Origin of the sequence: Microbulbifer elongatus, assembly GCF_020524885.1 — a bacterium.
In the GTDB taxonomy this organism is placed as follows: Bacteria; Pseudomonadota; Gammaproteobacteria; order Pseudomonadales; family Cellvibrionaceae; genus Microbulbifer; species Microbulbifer elongatus_A.
The window spans coordinates 252,661-271,013 of sequence record NZ_JAIVKJ010000004.1 but is presented as its reverse complement, the minus strand read 5'-3'; the positions used below and the strand labels follow the sequence as shown (position 1 = coordinate 271,013).

Genomic DNA, 18,353 nt, shown 5'->3' with positions numbered 1-18,353 from the left:
ACCCATCCCTGGGGGCTCTTCCGCGAGGTCCCTCTCGCGGAAGGTCTCGCAAACAGTCCCCGGCATCAGCGCCTTCGCATCAGGTATTCGAGCGCTGTTCCAGTTCAGCTCTCCAGAAAGTTTCTCAGCATATCGTGCCCGTGCTGAGTCAAAATCGACTCAGGGTGGAACTGCACCCCTTCGATCGGCAACTCGCGGTGGCGAATTCCCATAATCTCATCGATCTCGCCATCTTCCGTTTCGGTCCAGGCAGTAACTTCCAGGCAATCCGGCAGGCTGCCCTTCTCCACCACCAGGGAGTGGTAGCGGGTCGCCTCGAACGGATTGGACAGACCGTTAAACACGCCGAGATTGTTGTGGATGATCGGCGAGGTCTTGCCGTGCATCACCTCGCCGGCGCGTACCACGCGACCGCCAAATACCTGACCGATACTCTGGTGACCAAGGCAGATTCCAAGAATAGGCAGTTTGCCCGCATAAGCACGAATGGTATCCATGGAGATACCCGCTTCGTTCGGCGTGCACGGCCCCGGAGAGATCACGATCTTTTCCGGATTCAGCTTCTCAATATCCGCAACGGTAATTTCGTCATTGCGCTTGACCACAACCTCCGCGCCCAACTCCGCCAGGTACTGCACGATGTTGAAGGTGAAGGAGTCGTAGTTGTCGATCATCAGGATCATGATTCGCTTCCTTTCTCATCTCCCATGTCTCCAAGGCGCTTCTGCAAGCGTGCCAGGGATTCCTGAGTTGCGCGGAGTTCGCGCAGAATTTCGGTCTGGCTGGGCGGCATTGCCAGCTCATCCAGGCGGCGCAGTTTGGCCTCTTCCAGGTTGTTCAACACCACCCCGATAAACAGGTTGATCATCACAAACGCGCCCATGACCACAAAGCTGAGGAAATAAATCCAGCTATAGGGCATAGACTCCATCGCGGTGTACATAATGTCCGTCCAGTCCTCGAAGGTGACGATACGGAACAGGCTCAACAGTGCGATGGGCAGACTGCGCCAGTGGGTGGGATCGATCTCGTGGAACAGGAAGTAACCGGCCACCCCGTAAATGTAAAAAATAATCCCCATCAGCAGACTGATATGGAACATGCTGGGCAGGCTGCGCAGCAGTGTGTCCACCAGCAGGCGCAGCTCCGGGAATGCCGATACCAGGCGCAGAACCCGCAGTACGCGAACCAGGCGCGCCAACGTGGCCATCGGCCCCGCCGCCGGGATCAGGCTCAGCACAATGATGGAGAAGTCAAAGCAGTTCCAGCCGTTGGCGAAGTAACGCCAGGGGCGGTTGCCATGCGCTGCAATCTTGATCGCGGCCTCAACCATAAACGCCAGCAGGATCAGTTGGTTGATACCGTGCAGGGTACTGCTGAAACGCTCCAGCACCCAGGTGGAGGTCTCGAGTCCCACCACCACGGCATTCACCGAAATCAAGGCGATAATCACCTGGTTGAACACCGGTGCATCCACCAGGCGGCGACACTGCTCTGCGAAACCACGCTTTTGTGTTACTGAAATTTCACTCATCGGTCTTACTGCTTCCAATGGATCAAAATAATTTGGTTATTGCCCGGTAGCGATGGCCACAGCGCGGAACAGAGCCCGCGCCTTGTTCATGGTCTCGTCCCACTCGGATTGCGGATCGGAATCCGCTACCAGGCCGGCACCGGCCTGCACGTATACTTTCTCGTCCTTGATCACCGCGGTGCGAATTGCGATGGCGGTATCCATGTTGCCGTTCCACGCCAGATAACCCACAGCACCGCCGTAGACACCGCGCTTTTCCGGCTCCAGTTCATCAATAATTTCCATAGCGCGGATCTTTGGCGCTCCGGACAAGGTGCCCGCGGGGTGTGCCGCGCGCAGTGCATCGATGGCGTGCAGCTCCGGCTTAATCTTGCCGGTCACGTTTGAGACGATGTGCATCACGTGGGAGTAACGCTCAACCACCATCTTTTCCGTGACCTGTACGGTACCGGTCTGCGCTACACGGCCAACATCATTGCGACCGAGGTCGATCAGCATCAGGTGCTCGGCAATTTCCTTGGGATCCGCCAGCAGGTCTTTTTCCAGCGCCTGGTCCTGTTCTTCGGTGGCGCCGCGGCGACGGGTACCGGCGATCGGGCGTACGGTCATATCGCCATCTTCCAGATGTACCAGGATCTCGGGGCTGGAGCCCACTACCTGGTGGTCGCCCAGGTCAAGGAAGTACATATATGGCGACGGATTCAGACTGCGCAAGGCGCGGTACAAATTCAGAGGCGGCACGGTAAAGGGCGCGGACAGGCGCTGGGACGGCACCACCTGCATGACGTCGCCGGCCAGGATGTAGTCTTTGACTTTGTGCACGCCCTGCTTGAAGGCCTCTTCGCCAAAGTGCGAAGTGAAAGCTTCCTCTGCGGTGTGCTCACCGTCGATGCCCAGCGGCTCAACGCTGGCCAGCGGTTGAGACAACTGGCCCACCAGTTCATCGAGGCGGCGCTGGGCAGATTCAAAGGCGCTTGCCTGCTGCGGATCCGCGTGCACGATAAACAGCACCGCGCCGGCCAGATTGTCGAACACCACCAGCTCGTCGCTGACCATCAGCAGTATATCGGGGTTGCCCAGGGTATCCGGCGGGCAGCTATCGGCCAGTTTGGGCTCGATATAGCGCACCACGTCATAGCCGAAGTAGCCGACGAGGCCACCGTTGAAGCGAGGCAGTCCATCGATTTCCGGCACCTTGTAGCGGCTTCTAAATTGCTCAACAAATTCCAGCGGGTCTTCGACCGTCTTCTGCTCGACGATTTTGCCATCGCGCTCGACCACTACGTCATGACCGGTCACCTTCAGTACGGTGCGCGCAGGCAGCCCGATAATGGAATAGCGCCCCCACTTCTCCCCACCCTGTACCGATTCCAGCAGGTAGCTGTAGCGGCCGCCGTCGCGGGCTGCAAGCTTCATGTAGGTGGTAAGCGGGGTTTCAATGTCGGCCAGTACACGGCGGACAAGAGGTATGCGGTTGTATCCTGCAGACGCAAGCTGGGCGTATTCGCTGGGGGTCATGGCGACTCCGGTCTGTGCAATGCTTCGTTTTTTTGTTCGGGCCTGGATTGCGCATCGTTTGAGGAATCCTACCCGCGGGAAAGGCGCCCGTCGGACCTCATTTGTGGGTCTTCAGGCTTCAGCGGTTCAGTGGCGCCATCGCCAGCTGTTCATGTGGGGGGCAGTGCAGTTCAATTTCAGAATCTCGCAGCGTCGAGTTGCTTCCCTGTATTCCGGCGAGCAAGTGTACAAATCTCTGGTAGAGGCGGCAAGCGCCGGCATGCCAGCGCCTGCCTCCACGGTCATACGCTTCAGGCCTGCGCTAACTCCGCACGCATCACCTTGATAACTTCCGCATAGTCATCCGCATTGAAGATTGCGGAACCCGCGACGAAGCTGTCGGCACCGGCCTGGGCGATTTCACGGATGTTGTCTTTGGTTACACCGCCGTCGATCTCCAGGCGGATATCGAGGCCGGAATCGTCGATGAGTTTGCGGGCTTCCTTGAGTTTACCAAGGGTGGCGGGGATAAATTTCTGGCCGCCGAAGCCGGGGTTAACGGACATGAGGAGGATCATGTCGAGCTTATCCAGTACGTATTGGGCGGCATCGAGGCTGGAGGCGGGGTTAAAAACCAGGCCAGCTTTACAGCCGAGGGACTGGATCAGCTGCAGGGAGCGATCGACGTGTTTGCTGGCTTCCGGGTGGAAGGTGATGTAGGTAGCACCGGCGTCGGCAAACATGCGGATCATGTCATCGACGGGTTCGACCATAAGGTGAACGTCGATGGGCGCTGTTACACCGTGGTTGCGCAGAGCCTTGCAGACCATGGGTCCGATAGTGAGGTTGGGAACGTAATGATTATCCATTACGTCGAAGTGCACCCAGTCGGCGCCAGCGGCGAGGACGTTGTCGACTTCTTCCCCCAGGCGGGCGAAGTTGGCAGAGAGGATGGAGGGTGCAATTTTGTAATCCGGCATTTTCTCTTCTCGGTACTTGGAGGTTTTTGCCCTGGAGCATTATTTTCGCTCGGTGGAGGCCAGTCACCGGGCGGGGCCCGGCCTTCTATTTGGGCTGTTTTTGCTTCGCGCTTAGATGGATAAGCAAATTAATTCGTTGTTAATCTCTCTTCCAGCTTCTTCAGTCGCTCTGGCGTTCCCACATCACACCAGCCACCTCGGTAAACTTCCGCCTGCATGATGTCCTCATTGTGCGCGAAAACTTCCCCAAGTCCGTAGCGTTCACGAGCATTCGGGTAGCCGGTGAGGATCTGAGGGCGCAGGTAGCTGATACCGGCAAAGGTGTATCGCGGTTTGGCACTTCCGGATAGCAGGCCCTTGTCGATACCCCCCTCTATACCAAAGTCCCCCTCCGGGTTGTGCGGGGGATTGGGGACCATAAGTAGTCGGCCGGGGCAGCTTTCTGGTAGCGGGTTTTCTATCCAGGCGGTGAAATCGAAATCGCACCAGACATCGCTGTTCACGACGAGGAAAGGCTCACTTCCCAACAGCGGCAGAGCTTTGGTGATGCCACCCGCCGTTTCCAAAGGTTCGCTTTCTACCGAGTATTGAATGCTTAAGCCAAATCTTTCGCCACTGCCCAGACGCGCACGGATCTGCTCGCCGAGGTAGGCGGTATTGATAACCACCTGTTTGACGCCTGCTGCCGCCAGACGCTCGAGGGTGTATTCAATCAAAGGTTTTTCCAGCACCGGGACCAGCGGTTTGGGCATGCTGTCCGTAAGCGGGCGCATACGTTTGCCGAATCCGGCGGCAAGAACCATGGCAACGGGAGCGGGATTCTGTCTGGATGTCATCTTCGCGCTTATTCGGGGATATCGGTTTCTGTGGCCTGGCGCTCGCCTGCGGTGTGGTAGTCGCGGTACCAGTCTTGCTTTTCGACCAGCGGCAATATCTCTTTACGGAACCAGTCCGCAAAGGGCTGCAACTCCGGATATTTGTCACAGACCTCAAGAGTGTAACGGATCACCAGCGGCAGGTCCGGAAGGTAGCCGTGTTTTCCATCCCGCAGATACAGGCGAGGGAACAGACCGAGCACTTTGAAGTGGCGCTGCAGGCCAATCCAGTCAAACCAGCGCAAGAAGGTCTCCGGCTCGACTTCGGGGATGACACCCGCGTCCACGGCGATGGCGGCATAGGCCAGCGCCCAGTTTTCCACCTGCTCGCGGGGCCAACGGATGTAGCAGTCGCGCAGTAGCGATGCGAGGTCATAGGTGACCGGGCCCCACACAGCGTCCTGGAAGTCGACCACGCCAGGGCGCTCGCCCTCGAGGATCATCAGGTTGCGGCTGTGGTAGTCCCGGTGCACCAGCACTTGTGGTTGGCTGCTCGCGCTGTCCAGCAGATGGGCGAAGGTGCGCTCGATTAACTGGTTTTCTTCCTCGCTGACTTCCCGCTGCAGCAGTTTGCCAATCAGCCACTCCGGCAAGAGGCGCATTTCCATGTGCAGCAGCGCCCGATCGTAAGGCGGAAACATGCCTTCCGGTCGACTGATCTGTTGCAGGCACAGAAGTTCATTCATGACTTCGGCGTAAAGGCCGGACACGCTGTCGGAATTCAGCTCACGCAGTAGCTGCGTATCGCCCAGGTCTTCCAGCAACATAAAACCCTGCTCTATGTCGGCGGCAATCACCAGAGGAGTGTGAATGCCATTGCGGCGCAGGTAGTCGGCCAGGGCGACAAAGCGATTGACGTTGGTTTTGCTGGGGGGGGAATCCACGGCAATCAGTGCCGGGCTGGTGTCAGTGCGAAAGTAGCGACGGAAACCGGCGTCACCGGACAGGGGCAGTAGACCCAGCGTGCTCGCCAGGGGCGGCACCTGCAGCTCGTCGTGGCCAGACTCGAGGGCGCGGGCGGCCCACAGGCGCAGCTGTTCGCGTCGCTCGTCAGGGACCTGGGTTACACATTCGTTCATCCGCCACCTGTTTACATCGTCACATCATTAAGCAGACCCGGAGCCCGCCCGGCGCTCCGGGCGCCTAAAAACTGCGCATTGTAACTGCGCCAGCGCCCCGGTTCACCCGCTATTGTTTCCAAGGGTGCAGCCATTCAAGTAGAATCGACCGCTGATTTTTGCGCATCCGACTTTGCCTGCAGCCTGGCTCGCAGCTTAGTCCGCAGCCATTGATTTTGCGGACTTGGCCGCAAATTCTGTCAAACTGGCTGCAGATTGCCTCAAAACCGGGCTGCGCGCTGCGATCTGATCGCACATTCTCGCCAACGGAACAGACTCTAAAGATAGCTGGAACCATTCACTCGATGCTGGAAGCTTCCCGCTGGCGCCGCCTTGCGCTGGCTATTGGACAATTATCACGCCCGCGCTCTCTCGCTTTCGGCCTGCTCGCTGCTCAGCCACTTTGGGTTAGCGCGGCCGAGACCGATGCGCCCGAGGCAGCCGCTACAACGCACAGCTCCGTCTCGGGTAACCCCTACCTGTACCTGGACTGGTTCCCAAAAGCCCAGCTGGATCCTGCCTACAGGCACACATTGGCGCCGGTTTGTGGCGGCGCTTTCATTGAGCCGCCGCGGCTGTACCCCAACTCGGATCTGCTACCGGAGCAGGCGCCACTGCGCGCCACCGCTGACAGCTCCAACTGGCTGGAAGATGGCACGGCGCAATTGCGCGGCAATGTGCACATCACCCAGGGCTCTCGCCAGCTGTTTGCCGACCAGGTCGATGTGAACCGCGAAGAAAGCACCGCCTACCTGAGCGGCGCCATCGAGATGCGCGAGCCGAGCCTGCTGGTGCGTGGCAAGGCCGCCGAAGTGCACACCGACAGCAAGGCGGCCTCGATCGAAGACGCTACCTACGTGGTGCACGATGAGTTTGTACACGGCTCAGCGCGCTTTGCCTCCCGCGAGGCGAGCGGGGAGCTGATTCTGACGGAAGGCAACTACACCCGCTGTGAACCGGACGACGTTTTTTGGCGAATGAGTGGCGGCGAGATCGCTATCGACAACGTGGAACGTCAGGGAACCGCCCGCAATGTACGCCTCGAGATCGCCGATATACCGGTGTTCTACTTCCCCTATTTACGTTTTCCGGTGGGCGACGACCGCATGTCCGGCCTGCTATTTCCCAGTATCAGCAATAGCGACGAAAACGGCTGGGATATTGCTATTCCTTACTACTGGAATATCGCTCCCCAGCTGGACGCCACCATAGTGCCGCGCTACATACAGTACCGCGGCACCGGTCTGGAATTGGAAACCCGCCACCTGAGCAGATCATTCAGCACCGAAGCACGCGTTGCCGGGCTGCCCAATGACAAAGGTGGCGATGATGAAGACGCCCGCCGCCTTATTAACGACGGCTTCCCTGAAGATCTGGTACTCCCCGCCAAGGGTGAGGACCGCTGGTACCTAAACCTGGACCAGGTGGGGGGCAACGGGGGTGTCTGGCGCACTCGTATCGACTACTCCAAGGTCAGCGACCCGGACTACTTCCGCGACCTGGACAACGCCGAGCTCAAGGTTCCGCAAAACGTCAGCGCGCGTGCGCTCACCGACCTCAACCAGGCCGCGGAAGCGAGCCTGACCACGGAGCACTGGCGCGCCAGCATTCGCGCCCAGGAATACCAGCAACTGGCCAAGGACCGCTTCGACACCTACAGCCAGCTGCCCCGTCTGAACGTGGTTGGCAATTACAAATGGGGCGACTGGCAGCTGCTGATGAGCCACGAGGTAACCAGCTTCGACCACTCAGACACCCAGACCATCCGCTTTATTGCCGATGTGGACAACCCCAACAGCGTCACCACGAGCACCCGGAATTTTGTCAACGCCGAGCGTTCCCGTGTGGACTACAGCTTCGGCTGGGACAAGCAGTGGCTGTGGGGCTTTTTCAACCCGGAGATCCGCGGCATCTATCTGGGCTACGAGCTGGCGGACACCTTTCTGGCCGACACCGCCACGGATACCCCGGAGGCCTCCGCGGGCCAGCTCACCATCGACAGCGGCCTGGCTTTCGAGCGCTACGGAAACCTGTTCAACTACGAGTATGTGCAGACTCTGGAGCCGCGCCTGTTCCTGATGGCCAGCAGCGATGCAGACCAGACAGATTTCCTCAATGTGAGCACCAGTAACAGAGACGGTGGCAACGACCTGCTCTACGATACCTCGCTGTTTACGTTTAGCTACGACCAGCTGTTCCGCGACAGCCGCTTCAATGGCAACGACCGTATCGACGATGCCGACCGCGCCGCGCTCGGCCTCACCACGCGCTTCGTGGATCCGCGCAGCGGGCGGGATATTTTTTCCGCCAGTGTCGGACAGATTTTCTATTCCGAGGCCAGCCGTATCGAACTGGCGGAATTTATTCAGGACGTGCCAAGGTCCGAGTTTGCCGCGCGCCTGGAGAGCCGCCCGACGGACTCCCTGCGCATCAGCAGCGAGCTGATCTACCACGACACCGACAACACCATCAATCGCGGGAACTTTACCGTGCGCTACCTGGATGATGATTTCCGGCTGTTCAATGTCGGCTATCGGTACCTGCGCAAGGAAGAGGTCTTCGACGCCACCGATACCTATCTGATCCAGGGACCGGTGCGCCAGGCCGATATCTCCACCGCGTGGCCCATCAATGACCGGCTTTCCATCCTCGCCCGGGCCAACTACGATTTCACCTTCGACAGGGAACTGGAGTACCTTGCTGGACTCGAATATGACACTTGCTGCTACCGCACTCGCGTGCTGTGGCGGCGCGAGCTGGATAACGACCTGGCGGATGTAGTACCCCCGGAAGAGCTGGAGTTCGATGAAGGTATCTATATTGAACTGCAACTGAAGGGCCTGGCTGGCCTCGGCGGTTCGGTTACCCGTATCCTGAGCCAGGGCATTGCCAACTTTGAACAAAGAGAAGTACTGAAAAAGTGATGACAATAATGCAGATGTTCACCCCTTTGCGCCGCGGCCTGCTCGCTTGCGCGGCCCTGTGCGCGATTTGCGCCGTTACCCTTCCCGCCAGCGCGCAAGTACAGAAACTCGACCGGGTGGTGGCGGTTGTCGACGACGACGTGGTAATGGCCAGTGAGCTGCACCAGCGCATGAACACCATCACCCAGCAGATTGCCGCGCAGAATGTGCAGGCGCCCCCCGTAGATATCCTCCGCCGCCAGGTCCTTGAGCAGCTGATCGTCGAGCGCCTGCAACTGCAGATGGGCGCCCGTGCCGGTGTCACCGTTTCCGAGGAAGAACTGGACCAGGCTATCGCGCGGGTTCAGCAGAACATGGGCGCCTCCCCGGAGCAATTTCAGCAGAAACTGGAGGCGGACGGCATATCCAACAACGCCTTTCGCCAGCAGATCCGCCAGGAGCTGATTATCCGCCGGGTCGAGCAGGGCAGCGTCGGCCGCCGCATCCAGATCACCGACCAGGACATCAATAACTTCCTGCGCTCCAAAGAGGGCGAGTTCTGGAAGTCTCCCCAGTACCAGCTGGGTCATATCCTGATCCCGGTCAGCTCCAGCGCCCCTGCGGAAGAAGTGACCCAGGCTCGCGAAAAAGCAGAGTCCATCTATGAAAAGTCCAGTAATGGTGAGGACTTCCGCGCACTGGCGATCTCCAACTCCGCCGGCCAGAACGCCCTGCAGGGCGGCGACCTGGGTTGGCGCAAAACCGTAGAGCTTCCCACCCTGTTTGCCGATGCACTGGAAGGCCTGAGCGTGGGTGATACCACCAAGCCGTTCCGAAGCGACGCGGGCTTCCACCTGCTCAAGATCCACGAACAGCGCGGCGCCACCGAACAGGTGGTGGAGCAAACCAAGGTTCGCCACATTCTGGTGAAAACTTCCGCCATCCGCGACGATGATGCCGCCTACAAACTGCTGACCGAACTGCGCGAGAAAATCGCCTCCGGGGAACTCAAGTTTGAAGACGCCGCACGGGACAACTCCGAAGATATCGGCACCATGCTGCAGGGTGGCGACCTGGGCTGGTCCAACCCGGGCCAGTTCGTGCCGGAATTCACCCAGGCCATGAACAACACGCCAGTGGGTGAGATCACCATGCCGTTCCGCAGCCAGTTCGGCTGGCATATTTTGCAGGTGGAAGGCCGTCGCCAGCAGGACATGACCGATCAGTACATCCGCAATCAGGCCGCCAACCTGCTGCGCAACCGTCGCTACGAGGAAGAGCTACAGAACTGGCGTCAGGAAATCCGCGACCAGGCCTATGTGGAAATCAAACTGCCGGAACTGAAAGACCCGTCTGCGAACTCTCCTGAAAACACTGAGAGCGAGAGCGAAAGCCAGTAAACGGATGACTCCACGCATTGCTTTCACCCCCGGCGAGCCCGCCGGGATAGGCCCGGAACTGGCAGTGAAACTGGCCTGCTCCGGGCGCTCACCGGATATCGCCCGGGCGCAAATTGTCGCCATCGCCGATCCCGAACTTTTGCAACAGGAAGCTGCCCGGCAGGGAAAACAGTTGCAACTGCTGCCGTTTGACCCGGCACAACCTGCCGAAGCCACCCCAACCGGGGCACTGCACCTGCTGCCGGTTTCCCTGACCGCCCCTGCCACTCCCGGCCAGCTCAATACCGCTAACGGCGCCTATGTGCTGGAAACCCTGCAACGAGCGGCCGACGGCTGCAGAGACCGCACCTTCGACGCGTTAGTGACTGGACCGGTCCACAAGGGGGTGATTAACCAATCCGGCGTGCCGTTCAGCGGCCACACGGAATTCTTTGCCGAACAGGCAGGCGTGGAAAAAGTGGTGATGATGCTCGCCGCCGACGACCTGCGTGTGGCGCTCGCGACTACCCATATCCCACTCAAGGAAGTGAGCAGTGCCATTTCTGCGGAGTCCCTACAGCAGATACTGACCATCCTGTACCGCAGCCTGCAAACCCAGTTCCGCATCGAGAATCCCCGCATCGGTGTCTGCGGCCTCAATCCCCACGCCGGAGAGGGTGGCCACCTTGGGCGGGAAGAGATCGAGGTGATCGAACCTGCGCTCGATACTCTGCGTGCCCTCGGCATGCATCTGATTGGCCCCCTGCCCGCAGATACCCTGTTTACGCCGCCGCAACTGGCACGCTGTGACGCCGTTTTGGCCATGTACCACGACCAGGGCCTGCCGGTGTTAAAATTCAAGGGATTCGGGCGCGCGATCAATATCACCCTCGGGCTGCCGTTTATCCGCACATCCGTGGATCACGGCACCGCGCTCAACATTGCCGGCCAGGGCATAGCCGATACCGGCAGCCTGATCGCCGCCATGCACCAAGCCATCGAACTGGTTCAGCTGCGTCACTGTTAACTGAACCAATGGTAACTGCGCCAAATTTAACTGAACGTGGCGCGCGCTAATCCAATTCAAACGAACATATTCATGGACAATTTTTTCCAACACAAAGCGCGCAAGCGTTTCGGCCAGAACTTTCTTGTCGACGAAAATATTATCGAGCGCATCGTACGTGCGATTGGCCCTAAAGATACCGATAAGCTGGTAGAGATCGGCCCTGGCCAAGGAGCGATTACCGCCCTGCTGCTGGACAAGTGCCCCTCACTCACTGCGGTAGAGCTGGACCGCGATTTGATCCCCATGCTGGAATTCAAATTCCGTAGCTACCCCGATTTCACCATCATCGAAAAAGACGCACTGAAGTTCGATTTTGGCAGTCTGGCAGGTGACGGCGAACAGCTACGCATCGTCGGCAACCTTCCGTATAACATCTCCACGCCACTGCTTTTTCACCTGCTGAGCTTTCGCGGCAAAATTCAGGACATGCACTTTATGCTGCAGAAAGAAGTGGTGGACCGCCTGAGCGCGGTGCCCGGAGTCAAATCTTTTGGCCGGTTGAGTGTAATGGCTCAGTACTTTTGCCGCGTACAAGGGTTGTTCCCGGTACCGCCGCAGTCCTTCCGTCCGGCCCCGAAAGTTGACTCCGCCATCGTGCGTTTGGTGCCTCACCAGACGCTGCCGTATCCGGCAGAGGACGAACACCTGCTGGAGCGTATTGTTAGCGTTGCCTTCCAACAGCGCCGCAAGACCCTGCGCAACGCACTGAAACCCCTGTTCCCGGATCTCGATCCTGAGCAGTTACCGGTAGACACCAGTCGTCGCCCGGAAACTCTGAGCGTCAAAGAGTATGTGGAACTCGCCAATTTCTGCAGCACACTTGCGCCGCAGCAACAAAAGTCGCAGTAAACGGGGAACGCTTTGGCCACCTACGCAATCGGCGATATCCAGGGCTGTCTGGAACCACTGCAAAAATTGCTGGAGAAAGTCCGCTTCAAATCGGACAAGGACAAACTGTGGCTGGCGGGTGACATGGTGCACCGCGGCCCCGACAGCCTCGGAACCCTGCGCTTTCTCTACGAGCACCGCAGCCAGGTGACCGCCGTACTCGGCAACCACGACCTGCACCTGCTGGCCATCGCCCACGGCGCCAAACGCCTGACCGACAAGGAATATGACCTCGCCGAAGTACTGCGCGCAAAAGATGCCGACAAACTACTCAGCTGGCTGCAAAAACAGCCACTGATGGTGCACAAAAAGGTAAACAACAAATACTTTTCCATGGTGCATGCGGGCATCCCCCCAATTTGGAGCATGAGCAAGGCACTGGAGCTGGCGGGAGAGGTCCACCACGCCCTCCAAGACCCGTCTATGGCGGAGGCGTATTTCTTCGGCATGTACGGCAACGAACCGCACAAGTGGAGCGATCATCTGATTGGCGTAGAGCGACTGCGCTCCATCACCAACTATTTCACACGCATGCGCTTCTGCAAGGAGGACGGCACCCTCGATCTCGTCACCAAGCAGGGACCGCTGGCCGCACACCACGATTACAAACCCTGGTTCAGTTACAAAAGCCGCAAGACAAAAGATGACCGGATTATCTTCGGGCATTGGGCAGCACTGGAAGGAGAGGCGAACACCAAAAACGTGTACGCGCTGGATACGGGCTGTGTGTGGGGTGGTTACCTCACCGCGATGAAACTCGAGGACGAATCTTTTTATTGCACAGACTGCACGCTATAAACTCGAATGCCTGCGCGGTTCACGCGCAGGTTAATGAACCCTGCCAACCGATTGCCGCAAAATAGCTCGGCCGGCCAATCTGTCTATCGACCAATATCGCCCCATATCGGTAGCGTATCGCGCCCTCCTCCCCCGACTACTCCCCTTTACTTTTTTCTCCTCCCCCAGTGGGTGGGATGCTGTTTGTCAGCCCCTGACCTCTAATCAAGACTCCGTTTTTGTACATGCACTAAGCCACCCGTCGGTTTGAGGGGGGCGCATGTAACGATGGTGATCCAGCCCGCTACAAATCAAAAAACGGGCTGATAGAGAATCGATAATAGAAACAATAAGGTCTTCGAGCATGCAAGCATCCTCTCATACGCGGGAGCACGCCGGCCGTGCCCGCCGCGCTCAAATCACTTCGTTTTTGGCGCTGGCCATCGCCGCCGCTACCCACAGCGCCGCTCACGCAAGTACTAACTCCGAGCTTTCCATGGCCAATATTCCCGGCACCATCCAGCCTGCAATCGGTTGCGGTGGAGAATGGGATCCAGCCTGCGAAGCGTCACAACTGACCTATGACGCCAACGATGATCTCTGGCAGGGTTCCTACACGCTGCCCGCGGGCGACTACGAATATAAAGTCGCGATCAACGGTAACTGGGATGAGAACTATGGCGCATATGCAGACGCAAATGGCGGCAACATTTCACTGAATGTAGCCGCCGAGCAAGTGGTTAAGTTTATTTACGACCACGAATCTAACTGGATTGCAGATAACTTACGGCACACCATCGTTACCGCAGCGGGAGATTTCCAGAGCGAACTGGGGTGTCCAGGTGACTGGCAGCCGGACTGCCTGCAAAGCTGGCTGCAAGATGTGGACGGCGATGGTGTCTACACCTTTATCACCAGTGAAATCCCGGCTGGCACCTATCAAATGAAAGCCGCACTGAATGAGGGGTGGGACGAAAGCTACGGTCAAAACGGCAACAATATCGAGTTCACTGTTGAAGCAGGTAAAGATGTTTACTTTGCGTTTGACAGCAATTCCAAAAGTGTTGTGGTCAGCACCGATGGCGTGCCGCGCGGCGACCTGAGCACCGACAAGGCGCACTGGGTGGATGGCAGCACCATTTTATGGCCGGTTTCCCTGCCTGAAGGTGGCAGCGCAAAACTGGTAGCGAGCGAAAGCGCCGCGCTCACCCTTGGGCCAGAGGGAGTAGGCGGCGATGTTGAAGTAGCGCTGACGCTAAACGCAAGTGGCGCCTCCGCAGCCACCCTCGGCAAATTTCCACACCTGGCCAATGCCACCGCATTTACTGTACCTGCAAGCGCGGACATAGCCGCCCTGGTGAAAGGCCAGCTGGCGATTGCCATTTTTGATGCCGAAGGTGCAATCGTCGACGCCACCGGTATTCAGATGCCTGGCCTGCTGGATGCGGCTTTCGCATACGACGGCACCCTCGGCGCAACTGTTGCCGAAGATGCCATCGAATTTGCGCTGTGGGCGCCGACCGCCAAATCAGTCAAGGTGCACCTGTTCAACACTGGCGACCAGTACGAACCCACCACACACGTGGAGATGACCGAAGACAACGGCGTCTGGACCGCCTCCACCAGCATCGACTGGGATCGCAAGTTCTATATGTACGAGGTGGAGGTCTACTCTTATGCAACGCGGGAGATCGAGAACAACTGGGTTTCTGACCCCTACTCTCTCAGCCTTTCTACCAATTCCTACAAGAGTCAAATCGTAGACCTGAATGATGAGGACCTGAAGCCAGAGGGCTGGGACTCGGTAACGAAACCATCGCTGTCGGCCGCCGAAGACATCTCCATTTACGAGCTGCACGTGCGCGACTTCAGCATTGCGGATGATATGGTCAGTGAAGCGGCGCGTGGCACTTTCGCGGCGTTTGCCGAAGACGGTCGCGGCAGCCTGCACCTCGCAGAGCTAGCGGCAGCCGGCCTCACCCATGTACACCTGTTACCGGCGTTCGACTTCGCCACCGTGAATGAGGATCGCTCCGCACTCAAAACTACCGAAGACATCAGCGTCTACGCTGCGGACAGCACCGAGCAGCAGGCCGCGGTAAATGCGATCCGGGATGAGGATGGTTTCAACTGGGGTTATGACCCACTGCACTTCACCGTACCGGAAGGCAGCTACTCCACCGACCCGAACGGTGTGCAGCGGATTATCGAATTCCGCGAAATGGTTCAGTCTCTCAGCGATATGGGACTGCGGGTGGTGATGGATGTGGTGTACAACCACACCAGCTCTTTTGCCCAGTACGACAACTCCATTCTCGACAAGATTGTTCCCGGCTATTACCACCGCCGCAATGGCGAGGGCGCAGTGGAAATGAGCAGCTGCTGTGCGAACACCGCCAGCGAGCACACCATGATGGAAAAGCTGATGCGCGATTCCATGAAGACCTGGGCCACGGCCTACAAAGTCGACGGCTTCCGCTTTGACCTGATGGGGCATCACAGCAAGGAAAACATCCTGAATGTTGCCGCAGACCTTGAGGCCCTCACCACCGAGACGGATGGCGTGGATGGCTCTTCCATCTACCTGTACGGCGAAGGCTGGAATTTTGGCGAAGTCGAGAACGATGCACGCTTTATTCAGGCTCGCCAGGCAAACATGGCCGATACCGGCGTGGGAACCTTTAACGACCGCCTGCGCGATTCCGTGCGCGGCGGCAATCCGTTTGGCGGCTTCGAGGAACAGGGCTTCGGTACCGGACTGTTCACAGACAGCAACGGCAAATTCGGCGGCGACGACGAACGCGCTACGCTGCTGACACTGGCAGACAAGGTACGCATCAGTCTTGCGGGCAACCTTGCGGACTACGTGCTTGAGACATCCGATGGCACCGAACTGACCGGCGCGGAGCTGCTGTACAACGGCCAGCCCACTGGATACACCGGGGACCCGCAGGAGTCGATCAACTATGTTGCCGCGCACGACAACGAGACCCTGCTCGATGGCATCCAGATCAAGGCCAATAGCACCACCAGCCTGGCTGACCGCGTGCGCCTGCAAAACTTCAGCAACTCGCTGGTGATGCTCGCCCAGGGTGTACCGTTTATCCATGCCGGCCAGGAAATCCTGCGCTCCAAATCCATGGATCGGGACAGCTACAACTCCGGTGACTGGTTCAATGCCCTCGACTTCTCACTCGAAACCGACAACTGGGCCGCTGGCCTGCCGATTGCGGACAAGAATGAGGATAAGTGGGCCCTGATGGCACCGCTGCTAGCAAATCCGGACATTGCCCCGCAGAAATCCGATCGCGAGTTTGCTCTGGCGGTATTCAAAGAGTGGTTGCAGATTCGCGCCAGCAGCGGCTTGTTCCGCCTGCCCACCAAGGAGGCGGTACAGTCAGTCGTTTCGTTTGCCAACACCGGTCCGGAGCAGATCCCCGGCCTGATTGTTATGCATCTGAATGATCCGGTCGGCGATTACGATGAGGACACCTCACAGATCCTGGTACTGTTCAATGGCAGTGCTGAAGTCCAGGCGTTCTCTCTGGAGTCGGCCGCAGATCTGCCATTTGCGCTGCATGCGGTACAGCAGGAGTCAGCGGATGCGGCTCTGGCCGAGGCTTCTGTAGAGGCAGGTGTGTTCACCATTCCCGCGCGAACGACTGCAGTCTTCACTCTTTCGCGAGCGGACGACAGCTCTATCACGGTTGAAGAGGAAGACGAGGGAGAAGACCAGGAGGATGAAGACAACGGATCCAACGGGGGTGCCACCGGCTTTGCACTACTGGTCCTGCTCGCCGCTGCATTGTTGCGTCGCCGTCGCTTCTAATCTTTAAGCCATCTTTCAGGCAATAAAAAACCCGGCTTCTGCCGGGTTTTTTATTGCTGTATTTTTTGGCATTCACCAGGGTTATTTTTCTGCGTAACCCTGTGGATTCTGCGACTGCCAGCGCCAGGTATCCTCTACCATGCGCTTGAGATCAAATTCCGCCGTCCAGCCCAGCTGGCTTTCCGCATACGCTGGGTCGGCGTAGCACTCGGCGATATCGCCCGGACGACGAGGGACAATCTTGTAGGGGATCTCCCTGTCTGCCGCTTCGGCAAAAGCCCGCACGATTTCAAGAACCGAACTGCCGCGGCCAGTGCCCAGATTGTAGGTGTAACACCCGGCTTCAGTATCCGCATTGCCGAGCTTGTTCAGTGCCGCCAGATGACCGCGAGCCAAATCCACTACGTGGATATAGTCACGTACGCCGGTACCGTCGGGCGTATCGTAGTCATCTCCAAATACCTGCAACTCAGGCAAACGCCCTACTGCCACCTGGGCCACATAGGGCAGCAGGTTGTTGGGGATACCGGCGGGGTCTTCGCCAATGGTGCCGCTCTCGTGAGCGCCGATAGGGTTGAAGTAGCGCAGCAGGCTGACCTTCAGTTGATTACCCGGCGCCTTGCACACGTCGTGCAGGATATCTTCCACCATCAGCTTGCTGGCACCGTAAGGATTGGTGGCGCCAGTGGGGAAATCTTCCTGAATCGGAACCGTTTCCGGGTCACCGTATACGGTGGCGGAGGAACTGAAGATTAGCTGGTGTACGCCGAACTCCTCCATCACTTCACACAGGGTCAGGGTGCCCGCAACATTATTCTGGTAATACCGCAGCGGTTGGGAAACAGATTCGCCAACAGCCTTAAGCCCGGCAAAATGAATCACTGCAGAAATATCGTACTGACGGAATACTTCCCGCAGACCAGCCGCATCCTGAATGTCCACCAGATGGAACGGAATGGATTTTCCACTGATGGCTTCAACGCGACGCAGCGCCTCCTCGCTGCTATTGCAGAGGTTATCCACCACTATGGGCTCAAAGCCCGCCGCCAACAGTTCCACACAAGTGTGGCTGCCGATATAGCCGGCCCCGCCGGTTACCAAAACTTTCATAATCTTCCTGTTTTGTTGTATTCACTGCCGCTTATGGTGAAAAAGTAGCCACACGGCACTGCGATCATCGCCCACGCGGGCCGGCCACCGCTTTGTGGGACGCATTCTACGCCGTAAACCGGCTTCGCAAAACTGACAGCCTTTTCAACCCATCTTGAACCTATCTTCCATTGAAGCCCGTAGCGCTGACTATCCTGAAAGTGCGGGACCTGATAGCAGGCCCCCTGTTGCGACAGCAGCATCGTCGCGCAATCAATAGGTATAAAGAGAGCGTTCTCGCGCGTCAGCGCTTTTCAGCATTCGTTGCGAGATGTATTCGCGATCATCACACGCTGCAGCGCAGTAGGTACTCCAAGGCAGGAGGCCAGCTACTGACGCGGTACGCTACAGGGAG

13 protein-coding genes are annotated in these 18,353 nt (G+C 58.2%); 6 read left to right on the top strand and 7 right to left on the bottom strand.

Going from position 1 to position 18,353, the window contains the following annotated elements:
- Window positions 1-104: 104 nt before the first annotated feature.
- The 6 genes from LC059_RS15540 to LC059_RS15515 form a co-directional block, all read right to left on the bottom strand.
- Window positions 105-683 carry an anthranilate synthase component II gene (locus LC059_RS15540; protein ID WP_226704785.1) on the bottom strand — a complete coding sequence of 193 codons (579 nt, stop codon included), beginning with the start codon at window positions 681-683 and terminating at the stop codon, window positions 105-107.
- Window positions 680-1,534, bottom strand: coding sequence for an ion transporter (locus LC059_RS15535; RefSeq protein ID WP_226704784.1), 855 nt, complete (start codon window positions 1,532-1,534; stop codon window positions 680-682). The genes LC059_RS15540 and LC059_RS15535 overlap by 4 nt, the downstream gene beginning before the upstream one ends.
- A 36-nt stretch (window positions 1,535-1,570) precedes the next feature.
- A complete protein-coding gene (gene trpE, locus LC059_RS15530; protein ID WP_226704783.1) occupies window positions 1,571-3,052 on the bottom strand; it encodes an anthranilate synthase component I in 1,482 nt (493 codons plus the stop codon).
- 290 nt (window positions 3,053-3,342) lie between these two features.
- Window positions 3,343-4,011 carry a ribulose-phosphate 3-epimerase gene (gene rpe / locus LC059_RS15525; RefSeq protein ID WP_226704782.1) on the bottom strand — a complete coding sequence of 223 codons (669 nt, stop codon included), beginning with the start codon at window positions 4,009-4,011 and terminating at the stop codon, window positions 3,343-3,345.
- Window positions 4,012-4,139: 128 nt separating this feature from the next.
- Window positions 4,140-4,847 (bottom strand): N-acetylmuramate alpha-1-phosphate uridylyltransferase MurU, encoded by a 708-nt coding sequence (gene murU, locus LC059_RS15520; RefSeq protein ID WP_226704781.1) that lies wholly within the window; start codon window positions 4,845-4,847, stop codon window positions 4,140-4,142.
- Between the two features lie 8 nt (window positions 4,848-4,855).
- Entirely contained in the window at window positions 4,856-5,965 is a 1,110-nt protein-coding gene (locus LC059_RS15515; protein WP_226704780.1) for an aminoglycoside phosphotransferase family protein, read from the bottom strand.
- Between the two features lie 344 nt (window positions 5,966-6,309).
- Here LC059_RS15515 and LC059_RS15510 point away from each other — a divergent pair, with 344 nt between their 5' ends.
- From LC059_RS15510 to pulA, 6 genes are all read left to right on the top strand, one after another.
- Window positions 6,310-8,928 (top strand): LPS-assembly protein LptD, encoded by a 2,619-nt coding sequence (locus LC059_RS15510; protein ID WP_226704779.1) that lies wholly within the window; start codon window positions 6,310-6,312, stop codon window positions 8,926-8,928.
- Window positions 8,928-10,307, top strand: coding sequence for a peptidylprolyl isomerase (locus tag LC059_RS15505; RefSeq protein WP_226704778.1), 1,380 nt, complete (start codon window positions 8,928-8,930; stop codon window positions 10,305-10,307). The genes LC059_RS15510 and LC059_RS15505 overlap by 1 nt, the downstream gene beginning before the upstream one ends.
- Before the next feature lie 4 nt (window positions 10,308-10,311).
- Window positions 10,312-11,313: a 4-hydroxythreonine-4-phosphate dehydrogenase PdxA gene (gene pdxA, locus LC059_RS15500; RefSeq protein ID WP_226704777.1), complete on the top strand. Its 1,002-nt coding sequence runs from the start codon at window positions 10,312-10,314 to the stop codon at window positions 11,311-11,313.
- A 72-nt stretch (window positions 11,314-11,385) separates the two neighbouring features.
- Window positions 11,386-12,204: a 16S rRNA (adenine(1518)-N(6)/adenine(1519)-N(6))-dimethyltransferase RsmA gene (gene rsmA, locus LC059_RS15495; protein ID WP_226704776.1), complete on the top strand. Its 819-nt coding sequence runs from the start codon at window positions 11,386-11,388 to the stop codon at window positions 12,202-12,204.
- Between the two features lie 12 nt (window positions 12,205-12,216).
- On the top strand, window positions 12,217-13,041 hold the full coding sequence (locus tag LC059_RS15490; protein WP_226704775.1) for a symmetrical bis(5'-nucleosyl)-tetraphosphatase: 825 nt from the start codon (window positions 12,217-12,219) through the stop codon (window positions 13,039-13,041).
- Window positions 13,042-13,384: 343 nt separating this feature from the next.
- Window positions 13,385-16,849, top strand: a complete 3,465-nt coding sequence (pulA, locus tag LC059_RS15485) for a pullulanase-type alpha-1,6-glucosidase (protein ID WP_226704774.1) — start codon at window positions 13,385-13,387, stop codon at window positions 16,847-16,849.
- An 81-nt stretch (window positions 16,850-16,930) separates the two neighbouring features.
- On the opposite strand, the gene galE is transcribed toward pulA, so the two are convergent.
- Entirely contained in the window at window positions 16,931-17,959 is a 1,029-nt protein-coding gene (gene galE, locus LC059_RS15480) for a UDP-glucose 4-epimerase GalE (protein ID WP_226704773.1), read from the bottom strand.
- Between the last annotated feature and the right edge of the window lie 394 nt (window positions 17,960-18,353).

Coding starts and splice junctions, on each gene's coding strand:
- pulA (WP_226704774.1), top strand. CDS start 13,385: ATGCAAGCATCCTCTCATACGCGGGAGCACGCCGGCCGTGCCCGCCGC.
- galE (WP_226704773.1), bottom strand. CDS start 17,959: ATGAAAGTTTTGGTAACCGGCGGGGCCGGCTATATCGGCAGCCACACT.
- rpe (WP_226704782.1), bottom strand. CDS start 4,011: ATGCCGGATTACAAAATTGCACCCTCCATCCTCTCTGCCAACTTCGCC.
- LC059_RS15515 (WP_226704780.1), bottom strand. CDS start 5,965: ATGAACGAATGTGTAACCCAGGTCCCTGACGAGCGACGCGAACAGCTG.
- pdxA (WP_226704777.1), top strand. CDS start 10,312: ATGACTCCACGCATTGCTTTCACCCCCGGCGAGCCCGCCGGGATAGGC.
- LC059_RS15535 (WP_226704784.1), bottom strand. CDS start 1,534: ATGAGTGAAATTTCAGTAACACAAAAGCGTGGTTTCGCAGAGCAGTGT.
- LC059_RS15510 (WP_226704779.1), top strand. CDS start 6,310: ATGCTGGAAGCTTCCCGCTGGCGCCGCCTTGCGCTGGCTATTGGACAA.
- murU (WP_226704781.1), bottom strand. CDS start 4,847: ATGACATCCAGACAGAATCCCGCTCCCGTTGCCATGGTTCTTGCCGCC.
- trpE (WP_226704783.1), bottom strand. CDS start 3,052: ATGACCCCCAGCGAATACGCCCAGCTTGCGTCTGCAGGATACAACCGC.
- rsmA (WP_226704776.1), top strand. CDS start 11,386: ATGGACAATTTTTTCCAACACAAAGCGCGCAAGCGTTTCGGCCAGAAC.
- LC059_RS15505 (WP_226704778.1), top strand. CDS start 8,928: ATGACAATAATGCAGATGTTCACCCCTTTGCGCCGCGGCCTGCTCGCT.
- LC059_RS15540 (WP_226704785.1), bottom strand. CDS start 683: ATGATCCTGATGATCGACAACTACGACTCCTTCACCTTCAACATCGTG.